Here is an 11,786-nt window from a genome sequence, read left to right as displayed (position 1 = left end):
CAGGAATTTTGACAAATTTTTTTGATGGAGTGGTCAAATCGAAAACCATCGTGCAACATTACTTCATATATCGAAATATCGATTCTTCACATATTAAGGACAGACCTGATGAAGTCTAAAATTTGGAACGGTTTCAACAAAAAAGTTGCTCTCTTTTTGGGTGTTGCAGGGACAAGTTTACTGATGGGATTGCCAGTGGTAGCAGGTGTTGAAACCACAGCCGATACGATGACGGATTCTAAAGAGGCGATCGCGGAATCTGTGACGGAAACCCCCGGGAGCACAATGGGAATGAATGAACAGACAATTGCTGAAATTGCTGCCAGTAGCGAATCTTTCAAGACGTTAACTACTGCTTTAGAAGTAGCCGGTTTAACGGAAACCCTATCCAGTGAGGGTCCCTTCACCGTTTTTGCCCCCACCGATGAGGCGTTTGCGGCTTTACCCGAAGGCACTTTAGAGCAATTATTGCAACCGGAAAACCGCGCTCTTTTGGTTCAAGTTTTAACCTACCATGTGGTAGAGGGTTCAGTCATGTCTGGGGATTTGACTACGACGGAAGTTCCCAGCATTGAAGGGCGTTCCATCAATGTGACGGTGGATGAGGGTAGCGTTATGGTCAATAGTGCTACCGTAATTAAAGCCGATATCGAAGCAAGTAACGGCGTAATTCATGTGATTGACCAAGTAATTCTGCCCCCTCAAATGTAACATAAATTGCCATAAAGGTGGCAAAACTGACTGAATTACAGCCAACGATTGAGTCAGTTTTGTTGGGAGTTTAGCTGTGAAATGAGAGCGTTAAACTCCCTATTTTCCCATGAAAATGTCCTAACAGGGTTCTCACTGGATGACTGGAGTGCCGATCGCCCTCCATCCGGGCTACTGTAACTCAATCAGAATCTGAAGTAAAAATTGGAGTTATGGATTGACATATTCTAAGCCTTTGAGGACTTTAATTTGTTCCTCTAAATCTAAAAAAAGTTGATATTCTCCCGCCCATTCTAAATATTCCAAATCTCCCCCATCCATATCTTCTGCCCTCAGTCTATTTTTCAACTGATTGGAGGGTTGGTTATATTTATCTTCAAAATAAGACAGTCTTTTTTTTGTGAATTTCAGACTTTTTTCAATGCGGGCTATTTCAGCAGCGATCGCTCTTTTAATCAGTTCAGTCACTCGGGCTGGATTATCCGTTTTGAGAATAATTTCTGCCACATTCTTACCTCTTCATGCTCTGCTGTCTCAGTATAAACCAATCCATCCGCCTTGGGGCGACTGTTCTCTTCTCGGGTCTGTTGGAGTTAGCGATCGCCACTGCCCTCAACTCAGACTACCATTACGGGGTCTCTACCAGTACAATAAAATTGAACCCTTAGCCTTAAATGTTTTCCGATGAAGCTGAGTCTTTGCACGATTGTCAAAAACGAAGAAGCGACCCTTCCCAAATGTCTGGGCAGCGTCAAGGATTTGGTGGATGAAATGGTGGTTCTGGATACCGGATCCACCGATCGCACCGTAGAAATTGCCCAGGAGTTTGGGGCGAAGGTTCATCACTTCGACTGGTGTAATGATTTTGCTGCCGCGCGAAATGAATCCCTCAAATACGCCCAAGGAGACTGGATTCTCGTCTTAGATGCGGATGAAGTGTTAACCCCAGAAGTTGTCCCCCAAATCAAAGAATTAATCAACGGAAGTGGCAACACCCAACCCACACCCTATCTTTTAATGAACTTAATCCGCCAAGAAATCGGCGCGCAACAATCGCCTTATTCCCTGGTTTCCCGCTTGTTTAGAAATCAACCGGGAATCCAGTTTGAGCGGCCCTATCATGCTATGATTGATGATAGTGTACAACAGATGTTACAGCAGCAATCCAATCAATGGCAGGTGGGTTCATTGATGGAGGTAGCAATTTTACATGAAGGGTATCAAGCTGAAGCGATCGCCTCCCGAGATAAATTGACCCGGGCCAGAGAAGCAATGGAATCTTATCTCGCCGCCCATCCGAACGACGCCTATACTTGCAGCAAACTCGGGGCATTGTATGTCCAAACGGGAGAGATTAAACGGGGGATGCAGTTATTAAAACTCGGATTAGCCGCCAGTACGCGGTTAGAATCCCTGGTTGTGTATGAACTACATTATCATTTGGGAATAGCCTATACGCGCAAACAGAAACTGAGTAAAGCGAAAGCGCAGTATCAAAAAGCCACTGCCCTGCCGATTTTAGAACCCATCAAATTGGGGGCGTATAACAACTTAGGGAACCTCCTGTTAGAAACGGGAAATATCACCGGGGCGATCGCCACCTATCAGAAAGTTCTACAAATTGACCCATCCTTGAGTTCGGCCTATTTTAATCTAGGAATTGCCCTGAAAGAGAAAAAGCTAATTCCCCATGCGATCGCCGCCTATCAAAAAGCCATTCAACTCAATCCCAACTATGCCGAAGCGTACCAAAATCTGGGCGTTGCCTTACTCAAAGGCGGCAATATTTTAGATGGATTAGAAGCATTTCGCAGGGCAGTTTCCCTCTATGAAAAACGTAAATCCCCGGCAGGTCCAGCGTTGCGCCAAAGTTTAAAAGACATGGGATTTAAAATTTGAGGAAACGCTCAAATCCCGTGAAAACTATTGTCCTCTCGTTGTGAAAATTCGGCACAAAGAGGGATGATTAGGGATGAGGCCATACAATAGAAAAAATCAATAACGTGAGTTTCAACAGGGAGGAAAACAGATGGTAGCTGGAGTTTTACCCGGAGATTTAGCCTGTGGTTGCCTGAGTACACTGATCCCAGAAGAACCCGATCCGGTATCGGTTCCGGGACCGACACCGGGCCCGACACCGGCACTTCCCCCCGGTGATGGACTGAACCCGGAGGACTTTCTGGACCTTCGGGATGACCCTCTGCGTCCCGATGATTTTAGGCTCAGTGCCGGACAACTCGCTGAAAGTCCAGGGGGAGTCAGAGCTTTAGCGGGGGATGATACCGTCATCGGTTCGGTTTCCAATGAGCTGATTAACGGCAATTTGGGCAAAGATATATTATTTGGTCGAGCAGGTAATGACACCTTGCGCGGTGGACAGGATAATGATGCCGTTTATGGAGAAGAAGGGGATGATATTCTCAATGGCAATCGAGGGGATGATTTAGTCGTTGGGGGTCGAGGAAACGAGCTCATGCGAGGGGGTCAAGACAACGACTTGCTGATAGGTGGGGAAGGAAATGATACCCTAATCGGTGATTTCGGACTCGATCGCATGGTGGGGGGAAGTGGTACAGATTTATTTGTCCTTCGCACCGATGCCGCCTCGACCAATCCCGAACAAACGGATATTATTTTGGATTTTAATAACGATCGCATTGGACTCACCGGAGACGTAACACTCAATGATTTAGTTTTTGAACCATTGACTCGGGAATTAGAAACCGAACTCACGATTTTGCAAACCTATACTACCGATGATATTTTGGTGTTAGGAGAATTATCCCTAGGCCAACTGGATCCGAATGAAAATGGACAGATAGAAGGAACATTAATTCAACAAGAATCCACAGGTAGAGTATTAGCCTTTGTCCTGAATGCTACCGAAAGCGAACTGCGAAGAGCGATCACCCCAGTGCCGCCCGAGATTCTAGCCCTCGGGTAATTTTTCCAGGCGATCGCAATTGTGGAACTCTTACTCCGGCGGCAATTCTAGGGGAATTTTACCTAACAAACCCTTGCGAAAATCATTGAGAATTTGCCGCGCCGCCCGTTCCACATCTCCTTCATATCGGGATTCAGCAAAATTATGTAGATAATCTTCCCCCGTAATCGGGCGGGGGTCAATTTTATAGCGCGATCGCAAAGCATTGGGTGAAATTAGTCCTTGGGCGATCTCCTCAACTTCTTTCACCAAATCCACAAATGCCCACGCCACCCGCTGATTGTCATAAGCTGCCTCACCAATATCGTCACAAATGGCTAACTTTAAAGCAGCTTCTTGATCCTCTAACTTACTCGGAATCACCCCAGGGGCATCCAAAAGTTCAAGTTCATCAGAAATCCGCACCCACCGCAATTGCTTCGTCACCCCAGGACGACGGGCGCTTTCCACCACGCGACGCCCGACTAAGCGATTAATCAACGCCGATTTGCCCACATTGGGAAACCCAATCACCACCGCCCGCACAGCGCGAGGGCGCATCCCGCGATCGAGACGACGTTGATTCAGGGCAATTCCCGCCTCCTTTGCCGCCTTGGAAATAGCCTTAACCCCCGTCCCATCTTGAGCATTGGTAAAGTAGGGCGTTTCTCCTTGGCGTTGAAACCACAGATGCCAGCGATCGCGCAGGGGTGGCAAAATCGTATCCACCCGATTAATCACCAAAACCCGGCTTTTACTCCCCACCCACTGCGGCACCTGGGGATGATGGGTAGACAAAGGAATCCGCGCATCTCGGACCTCCAAAACCACATCCACCAGCTTCAATTGTTCCGCCAGTTGTTTTTCCGCCTTAGAAATATGGCCGGGATACCACTGAATGTCAGGAGTTGTCATCTTAAGATACTTGATAAAGAAGGATGGGGGAGACAGTCACCTAGGCCAGTTCAGCGTTACAACTTCAGTCGTGACACCGAACTGGGGAAACAACGTTCTCTATGGGACAATCAACACCGGACAAGGGGCTAGATTAATCACGCGGTTGGTGACACTATCGGCGAGACCCTCTTCCGTCAACCCGATCCCGCGACAGCCCATAATTACGAGGTCCGCATTAATTTCATCGGCTACATCGCAAATGATAAAGGCGGGTTTTCCTTCCCGTTCGATAATTTCCGCTTCAATGCCTACCTTAGAAAACATCCCCTGAGCATTTTTGAGTAATTCAGCGATCGCCTCTGGAGTCATCACTCGTTCAGGGGGTGGGGGTTCTTCGCCCTCCACCGGAACCTCATTCACGGACAGCAAAATTAAGCGCGAATTGAAAGTTTTGACCATTTGGGCCACCGTATCCGCAGCTTCACGGGACTCGCGACTTTCATCGATTGGAAAAAGAACAGTTTTAAACATAGTAGCCGTGTTTAGGACGCACTCAACGATAAAATGTTTACGGCAAACCTTCTCGATAGATAGAGATTCATCTATCTCGACGCCATTCATGGCGTCAGTTTTGGGGTACTGCCTCAGCGCAGGAGTTAAATCCCACGCGCTATAAGCCGATTTTCTAGAAAACAGACCAAAAAACGCAATTAGGAGGGATATTCATGCCCAAGAAAACTGTAGCAAATTTGTCAGCCTCCGACCTATCCGGTAAACGGGTGTTAGTCCGTGCTGACTTCAATGTACCCCTCGACGATGCGGGTAACATCACCGATGATACCCGGATTCGGGCAGCATTGCCGACGATTCAAGATTTAATGGGCAAAGGGGCCAAGGTGATTCTGTGCAGTCACTTCGGGCGTCCCAAGGGTCAAGTGAATGAAAAAATGCGCCTCACCCCAGTTGCCAAGCGCCTCTCGGAATTACTCGGCAAAGAAGTCATCAAATGCGATGACTGCATTGGGGATGAGGTGGCAAACAAGGTCAAAGGCATGGAAAACGGCCAAGTTGCCTTACTGGAAAATGTTCGGTTCTATGCCGAGGAAGAGAAAAACGACCCTGAATTTGCGAAAAAGCTGGCTTCCGTGGCAGATTTGTATGTGAATGATGCCTTTGGAACAGCCCACCGCGCCCATGCTTCTACCGAAGGGGTGACTCATTATCTGAGTCCTTCGGTTGCCGGGTCTTTGATGGAGAAAGAACTGCAATATCTCAAAGGGGCGATCGAAGACCCTCAGCGTCCTTTAGCGGCGATTATTGGCGGTTCCAAGGTTTCTAGCAAAATTGGCGTCATTGAAACCTTGTTAGAGAAGTGTGACAAATTGCTCCTCGGTGGCGGGATGATTTTCACCTTCTTAAAGGCGCAGGGAATCAGCGTGGGGAATTCCTTGGTGGAAGATGACAAGCTAGAGTTAGCCAAGTCATTGGAAGCGAAGGCAAAAGAACGCGGTGTGGCGATGTTATTGCCAACGGATGTGGTGATTGCGGATAAATTTAGTGCCGATGCCAATACGAAAATTGTCAGCGTTGAGAATATCCCTGATGGTTGGATGGGATTGGATATTGGTCCTGATTCTGTGAAAACTTTCCAAGAAGCTTTGGCGGATTGCAAGACGGTGATTTGGAACGGACCGATGGGTGTGTTTGAAATCGACAAATTTGCCAAGGGGACTGAGGCGATCGCCCATACTTTATCTGAACTGACTCCCACAGGTACTACCACCATCATCGGTGGTGGCGACTCCGTGGCAGCCGTTGAAAAAGTCGGATTGGCAGATAAAATGAGCCACATTTCCACCGGCGGCGGTGCCAGCTTAGAATTACTCGAAGGCAAGGAACTCCCCGGAGTTGCCGCCTTAGATGAAGCCTAAGCTTTGCTATTTGTACAAGGGGTTTTATACTAGCCCTGTCAAGGTGGTAAATTTAATGACGAAAAATCGTTGTTTCATGTAGGGGTTTGGTCTCCAAACCCTCTCCCTGATGTAGGGGTTTGGTCTCCAAACCCTCTTGAGGCTCATTGCGCCCCTACAAATACAATCTTGACAGGGCTAGGGGTTTTATACCCAGTCCTAGGGTGTAACGCTGCCTGAATAGAGGATACCTCTTTCAGGAGTTGAGTAGGGGTAATTGATGAACTACCCCTACTTTAACCCTGGGCCAAAAACCTTAAATATTAGGGTTGGGATTCATTTTTAACTGTCTCAAAAGCCTGGATTTTTTCATAAAGACTATCAACGGTTTCAGGGGTAAAAAGTTGGTCTTTTGTTTTTAAATAATCCCCTTCTCCCAGTTGACAAGCTGCTACAAACCGAGCATAATTCGATGGGTCAAGGTGATTGGATAAGATGTTTAAGGCTTGTTGAATAACCTGTTTGTCGGTTTGTCTCTTAATTTTCATCATCCATCTCCAAAATAAAATCAGCGGGATTCATGACTGGCAGATTTAGGCTTTTACACCGATTAATTAATCGTTTATCACAGGTTATAAAATAATCGCTATGGGTCGCTTCAGCACAGGCAACGTGCAAGGCATCAATTGCTTTGATTCCAGTTTTTTCTAAGGTTTGGGCGCGTTGTCGAATCGACTCGTTAGCGATTTGCCGGAACGTGGCAAGACTCAGGTAAAAGTCAACGGATTGTGCCCTCTCCAAATCAGAGTTTCGGCTATTCTCATATTCTAAAACGTTGGAGCTCACTAAGTCCACCTGCTGATCTTGAATCAGTTGTAAAATCAGTAGGACCGCCTGGGTTTCTAGGAATATCTTAACTTGAGACTGGTCATCAAAGGGGCGATTGTAAGCACTGGTATCGAGGTAAAGCCGCATTATATCATTATCCTCATGCGATCGGGGAACTGCCTCTTGGGGATTCACCGTAAAATGTTCGAGTCAGTAATGGGACTGAGTGCCATTATATAACTGAATTAAATCCTTGATTATGGGTCAGCGGAGCCATTTTATTTAAGATTGATTCAAAATTGAATTTTTTTTAAAGATTTATTCTGATTTTAACAAAAAAGTTCATAAGTAAGTTAACCTAATCAAAAAGTATAGAGAAGCTGATTTATGCAGGAATGACAGGGCAAGGAACTCCCCGGAGTTGCAGCCTTAGATGAAGCCTAAGCTTTGTGATGTTTAGACCGGGTTTTATACCCAGTCCTAGGGTGTAACGCTGCCTGATAGAGGTCACGCCTCTTTCAGGAGTTGAGTAGGGGTAATTTATCAATTACTCCTACTTTAACCCGGATGGTTAAACGGTTACAAATTTTAGCGGATCAATCCTTGCGATCGGGCGATCGTATCATTCAGGACGACCACCGAAGTTGGAGATAATTTCCAAGTTTGTACCGTAGGCTTGAGCGCTTTTTTCAGTGCATCCTGTAGTGGGGGTAGCCAGTCATTCCGATGTCCTTTGATAACCAATATCAAGCGAAATTCAGTTTTTTCTAAGGCAAGAGACTGAAAGGTAACAGGTAATTCGTCATAGGTAGAAGCATGGCGTTTGAGGCAAGTTGCAATACATAAAGCCATTGCATTTGTGAGTTTGTCACAAATTTCTTGGATAAATTCATCAAAGTTGGGTTGAGTTTCAGGACGTGGAGAACTCGATTTGGCCTCAACAATCCAGACAGACGCTTTATTTAGATCAGGCAGCAGAAGGAACTCGGCCATTTTCACATCCGCTTGAATGGCTTGATAGGTTTTACTTTTCTCAATATAAAAGCAATGTCCTTCTGGATAAGGTCCAAAGTTCATGCCCGACTCAATAATAGGGTCCAGTTTCATTCCAGTGCCAACCTTACTTCTTCTTTATATAACCGAATTGATTCATCGATAATGGGATTATCGGGTAAACCCTCTTTTAGATTAGCAGTATTCCAAGTCTCTTCATCTGCAGAAAGGATAGAAATGGAAAGGTCATCTTTTTTCTGAGCAATTAAAAACAGTTTTTTAATGACAAAGTAAGAGTGACTTGCCATAAAAAATTGGATTCCTTTCTCTGCTAACATCGCAACAATGTCAAGAAACTTTGAAATTGCCGTGGGATGTAAAGCCGCTTCTGGTTCGTCAATGAAAATAATAGAATCAGGATCAAGATAACGATTTTCCAGTAAAGTATCGAGAATAGAAATTTTTTTAATCCCTTCGGCTGTCACCCCAATTGAAAACTGTTGATTCCCCTTTTTGAACTGCCAAATTTCCGAGGATCTATCGTATTCAATCTTGCCATTTATAATATCTTTTAAGCTTGTTCTTGACTGAGCAAACTCCGCATAATTTCTGCCCCTTGTGGGAAAGTATCGCAGGGCCCGTGCTAAATCCAGATAGGTATCATCAAAGCCAAAAGTTTTACTTTGCTCGCGGGATTGTAAAATCAAGGATTGGAGAGAAAGAATTTCTTTTGGTGGCAAAAAAATTGAGTTACTTTCGCGGGGTGAAACCTGATTTTCTAGGTGATTAATGGTGCGATTGGTATCTTTGCCAAATTCATAAGAAAACAAATTTTCCTTAAAAGTAAGCTGAAAAAATAGGGGTGCATCGGCTCCTTTTCGGACTAAATCACCTATTTTGTCTACCTCAAAAGTCCAATACAGTTTTTCAGATAAAATTTCCGAAGCACTCCGGGGTTCGTTACCTCGTTTATAGTCTTCTAGGGTTCGCATTGCGGTGTACAGTGCTTTCAGTAAAATAGTTTTTCCTGTGCCATTCCCTCCAATAATTAGGTTAATATGGCTGGCCGTGGGACAGGCAAGCTGCCGAATGGGCCCAAAGTTCTTGAGTTCAAAGCTATTGATCATCGGTCCTGTTCCTTAAAATCGCATCGGTTACATCAAACTATTGTAATCTGAAGGGATAGCTTTGCTTCCTTCTTAGTAATTTGTACTCCTTCAATTGTACCCTACTATGATAACCCGCCGATTCATCCTCGAATTGTCGAGGAATCCTCATAATTGCTTTTGTACAAATCATTGAACTCGGGGATACCCGCCTAAATATGAAGGAGCCAATAAAGCGCTGATAGAAATTGACCCAATTTAGCCTTTAATTCTAGCAAAAAGCAATGAAAATGGAGACCGATCGCCCTAATCCCAAACTAAAATCATTCCAAATCGCGCTATAATAATGTTTTGCCATTTTACAGGTTCACGATGACTCCAATACACTTTAGAGAAACAGGGTTTGGATTGATTCAGTTATCAAAACTTAGCAGTCACTTCTCACATACTGAGACGTTTGATGAGTAAAGTTTTATTACATCAACCTTGACCAGGCCCCATTCTTAAGCGTTTACTGGAGTCGGGTTCAGATCAAAAATCCCCCAAGGGAATCCCACTGCAATCGGTGAGTGCAACCGGGCGCTACACCGTTCTCAACAGTCAATAGCCCCACTAAACCTATTCATTCAGTGAAGTCATGAAAATAGCTCGAAATATTACCGAACTCGTCGGTCGCACCCCTTTAGTCGAATTAAACCGCATTCCCCAAGCTGAAGGTTGTGTGGCTAGAATTGTGGTGAAATTAGAAGGAATGAACCCCGCTGCTTCCGTTAAGGATCGCATCGGCGTCAATATGATTAATGTCGCAGAAGAGCAGGGCAGAATTATTCCAGGAAAAACCGTATTAGTGGAACCAACCTCGGGAAACACTGGAATTGCCCTGGCAATGGCCGCTGCCGCCAAGGGCTATAAACTGATTCTAACGATGCCAGAAACCATGAGTCAAGAGCGCCGATTGATGTTGAGCGCTTATGGGGCGAAGGTCGAATTGACTCCGGGGAATATGGGCATGAAAGGGGCCATCTCTCGCGCTCAAGAAATTGTAGACAGTACCCCGAATGCCTATATGTTGCAACAGTTTAGCAACCCCGCTAATCCGCAGATTCATCGGGAGACGACAGCCGAAGAAATTTGGGAAGATACGGATGGTACCGTAGACTTTGTGGTAGCTGGGGTCGGAACTGGCGGGACTTTAACCGGAGTGGCGGAAGTCCTCAAGGCGCGCAAACCCAGTTTTAAGGCGATCGCCGTTGAACCCACCAACAGTCCCGTCCTCTCTGGCGGATCTGCCGGTCCCCACAAAATTCAAGGCATCGGCGCGGGATTCATTCCTGATGTCTTGAACGTCGAACTCATTGATGAAGTCATTACGGTCAGCGATGATGAATCAATGGCCTACGGTCGTCGTTTGGCCCGAGAAGAAGGTCTCCTCTCCGGTATTTCCTCGGGTGCCGCCTTATGCGCCGCTATCCGCCTCGCTCAACGGCCAGAAAATAAAGGTAAACTGATTGTCATGATTCAGCCGAGTTTTGGGGAACGTTACCTGAGCACGCCTCTATTCCAAGATCCAGAACTCCAAGAGGCAGCGGCGATTAGTTAATCTCGGTTTATTTATTTTTCCCTTGAACCCGGCACTCTAACCCAGAAACCCGATTTCTGTGTCAGGGTGCCGGGTTACTCTAGGGGACATCAAACTCAGACAACAGGGACCTGAGAACTCTCTGGAAGCGATCGCCCCAATGTCATCTTCACCAGTTTGTAAAGAATTGTGAAAACCCCTAGACTCTCCGCTCAAGGGGAGGGTTTATCATGAGTTTAACAGGAAAAAATTAAGCCATGGAGAAGTCGAAATGAACGCAAGTTTATTCACCAAAACCGTCCTAGGAACCGCCGCCGCAGGTGTGACTCTTTTAGTCGTCAGTGCAAGTCCTTTAGTCGCACAAAGACCCGTTGCACCGGCCCGCCCCATGACTCCAGAACAAATGCAGCAACAGCACCAGGAAATGAGGGTGCAGATAGAGGAAATGAGGGCGCAAATGCAGGAAAGGCAAGAAATGCAGGAACATTGTCACGGCATGATGGGCGGTGGCATGATGGGCGGCGGAGAAGATGCCCACAACCATCAAAACCATCAAAACCATACGCCGCAGTAACCAAAAGAAGCGATCGCCTCCCAGGGGAAAGGTGAATCCATCGAGTTCATCCCCTGGGTGAATCAGGGTATTATTAAAGATGTTTTTGATACAGAGGCGAGCGATCGCCTCTTTCTGTTGGAGAATTGGAAAATTTTTCGGGAACTGCCTAATCGTGAATGCTACCATCAGGCATTTGCGTACCTGTCAAGATTGCTTTGTTTAGTAGGTCTGAAATATTCACCATTGCTCCACGCAGTCTCGCTTGGCTAAAGTCTGTATTCGT

The 11,786-nt window shown here is 46.0% G+C and carries 13 protein-coding genes; 6 read left to right on the top strand and 7 right to left on the bottom strand.

The annotated features are described in order from the left end of the window. Positions 1 to 108: 108 nt before the first annotated feature. Complete coding sequence (locus tag J0895_RS10260; protein WP_207088004.1) at positions 109 to 711, top strand: fasciclin domain-containing protein; 603 nt, start codon at positions 109 to 111, stop codon at positions 709 to 711. 210 nt (positions 712 to 921) lie between these two features. On the opposite strand, the gene J0895_RS10255 is transcribed toward J0895_RS10260, so the two are convergent. Beyond that, the gene (locus J0895_RS10255; RefSeq protein WP_207088003.1) at positions 922 to 1,218 is read right to left on the bottom strand and encodes a hypothetical protein; all 297 of its coding nucleotides are present in this window, start codon (positions 1,216 to 1,218) and stop codon (positions 922 to 924) included. Between the two features lie 177 nt (positions 1,219 to 1,395). Between J0895_RS10255 and J0895_RS10250 the strand changes: the two genes are divergently transcribed. Beyond that, positions 1,396 to 2,610 carry a glycosyltransferase gene (locus tag J0895_RS10250; RefSeq protein WP_207088002.1) on the top strand — a complete coding sequence of 405 codons (1,215 nt, stop codon included), beginning with the start codon at positions 1,396 to 1,398 and terminating at the stop codon, positions 2,608 to 2,610. 130 nt (positions 2,611 to 2,740) lie between these two features. Beyond that, positions 2,741 to 3,655, top strand: coding sequence for a calcium-binding protein (locus J0895_RS10245; protein ID WP_207088001.1), 915 nt, complete (start codon positions 2,741 to 2,743; stop codon positions 3,653 to 3,655). Positions 3,656 to 3,685: 30 nt separating this feature from the next. On the opposite strand, the gene ylqF is transcribed toward J0895_RS10245, so the two are convergent. Continuing rightward, a complete protein-coding gene (gene ylqF / locus J0895_RS10240; protein ID WP_207088000.1) occupies positions 3,686 to 4,549 on the bottom strand; it encodes a ribosome biogenesis GTPase YlqF in 864 nt (287 codons plus the stop codon). Positions 4,550 to 4,648: 99 nt separating this feature from the next. Continuing rightward, a complete protein-coding gene (locus tag J0895_RS10235; RefSeq protein WP_207087999.1) occupies positions 4,649 to 5,062 on the bottom strand; it encodes a universal stress protein in 414 nt (137 codons plus the stop codon). Between the two features lie 194 nt (positions 5,063 to 5,256). On the opposite strand from J0895_RS10235, the gene J0895_RS10230 reads away from it, so the two are divergent. Continuing rightward, positions 5,257 to 6,462 carry a phosphoglycerate kinase gene (locus J0895_RS10230; RefSeq protein ID WP_207087998.1) on the top strand — a complete coding sequence of 402 codons (1,206 nt, stop codon included), beginning with the start codon at positions 5,257 to 5,259 and terminating at the stop codon, positions 6,460 to 6,462. Between the two features lie 302 nt (positions 6,463 to 6,764). On the opposite strand, the gene J0895_RS10225 is transcribed toward J0895_RS10230, so the two are convergent. The 4 genes from J0895_RS10225 to J0895_RS10210 all read right to left on the bottom strand — a co-directional run bounded on the left by J0895_RS10225 (position 6,765) and on the right by J0895_RS10210 (position 9,389). Further along, positions 6,765 to 6,992 carry a hypothetical protein gene (locus J0895_RS10225; protein ID WP_242541185.1) on the bottom strand — a complete coding sequence of 76 codons (228 nt, stop codon included), beginning with the start codon at positions 6,990 to 6,992 and terminating at the stop codon, positions 6,765 to 6,767. After that, the gene (locus J0895_RS10220) at positions 6,979 to 7,464 is read right to left on the bottom strand and encodes a PIN domain-containing protein (RefSeq protein WP_340643491.1); all 486 of its coding nucleotides are present in this window, start codon (positions 7,462 to 7,464) and stop codon (positions 6,979 to 6,981) included. Before J0895_RS10220 ends, J0895_RS10225 begins: the two co-directional genes overlap by 14 nt. A gap of 393 nt (positions 7,465 to 7,857) precedes the next feature. Further along, positions 7,858 to 8,376: a hypothetical protein gene (locus tag J0895_RS10215; protein WP_207087997.1), complete on the bottom strand. Its 519-nt coding sequence runs from the start codon at positions 8,374 to 8,376 to the stop codon at positions 7,858 to 7,860. Further along, entirely contained in the window at positions 8,373 to 9,389 is a 1,017-nt protein-coding gene (locus tag J0895_RS10210; RefSeq protein ID WP_207087996.1) for an ATP-binding protein, read from the bottom strand. The genes J0895_RS10215 and J0895_RS10210 overlap by 4 nt, the downstream gene beginning before the upstream one ends. 616 nt (positions 9,390 to 10,005) lie before the next feature. Here J0895_RS10210 and cysK point away from each other — a divergent pair. Together cysK and J0895_RS10200 are read left to right on the top strand one after the other, a co-directional pair. Then, complete coding sequence (cysK, locus tag J0895_RS10205) at positions 10,006 to 10,968, top strand: cysteine synthase A (RefSeq protein ID WP_207087995.1); 963 nt, start codon at positions 10,006 to 10,008, stop codon at positions 10,966 to 10,968. A gap of 250 nt (positions 10,969 to 11,218) precedes the next feature. Then, the gene (locus J0895_RS10200) at positions 11,219 to 11,521 is read left to right on the top strand and encodes a hypothetical protein (RefSeq protein WP_207087994.1); all 303 of its coding nucleotides are present in this window, start codon (positions 11,219 to 11,221) and stop codon (positions 11,519 to 11,521) included. Positions 11,522 to 11,786: the final 265 nt, after the last annotated feature.

Source organism: Phormidium pseudopriestleyi FRX01, assembly GCF_017313335.1.
Taxonomy (GTDB): domain Bacteria; phylum Cyanobacteriota; class Cyanobacteriia; order Cyanobacteriales; family Laspinemataceae; genus Laspinema; species Laspinema pseudopriestleyi.
Note: the sequence above shows the minus strand (reverse complement) of the source record. Positions and strands in the feature narration are given on the sequence as shown.

Bases quoted from the DNA above. Each gene is read 5' to 3' on its own strand.
- J0895_RS10260 (WP_207088004.1), top strand. From the start codon at position 109: ATGAAGTCTAAAATTTGGAACGGTTTCAACAAAAAAGTTGCTCTCTTT.
- J0895_RS10250 (WP_207088002.1), top strand. From the start codon at position 1,396: ATGAAGCTGAGTCTTTGCACGATTGTCAAAAACGAAGAAGCGACCCTT.
- J0895_RS10245 (WP_207088001.1), top strand. From the start codon at position 2,741: ATGGTAGCTGGAGTTTTACCCGGAGATTTAGCCTGTGGTTGCCTGAGT.
- ylqF (WP_207088000.1), bottom strand. From the start codon at position 4,549: ATGACAACTCCTGACATTCAGTGGTATCCCGGCCATATTTCTAAGGCG.
- J0895_RS10235 (WP_207087999.1), bottom strand. From the start codon at position 5,062: ATGTTTAAAACTGTTCTTTTTCCAATCGATGAAAGTCGCGAGTCCCGT.
- J0895_RS10230 (WP_207087998.1), top strand. From the start codon at position 5,257: ATGCCCAAGAAAACTGTAGCAAATTTGTCAGCCTCCGACCTATCCGGT.
- J0895_RS10225 (WP_242541185.1), bottom strand. From the start codon at position 6,992: ATGATGAAAATTAAGAGACAAACCGACAAACAGGTTATTCAACAAGCC.
- J0895_RS10215 (WP_207087997.1), bottom strand. From the start codon at position 8,376: ATGAAACTGGACCCTATTATTGAGTCGGGCATGAACTTTGGACCTTAT.
- J0895_RS10210 (WP_207087996.1), bottom strand. From the start codon at position 9,389: ATGATCAATAGCTTTGAACTCAAGAACTTTGGGCCCATTCGGCAGCTT.
- cysK (WP_207087995.1), top strand. From the start codon at position 10,006: ATGAAAATAGCTCGAAATATTACCGAACTCGTCGGTCGCACCCCTTTA.
- J0895_RS10200 (WP_207087994.1), top strand. From the start codon at position 11,219: ATGAACGCAAGTTTATTCACCAAAACCGTCCTAGGAACCGCCGCCGCA.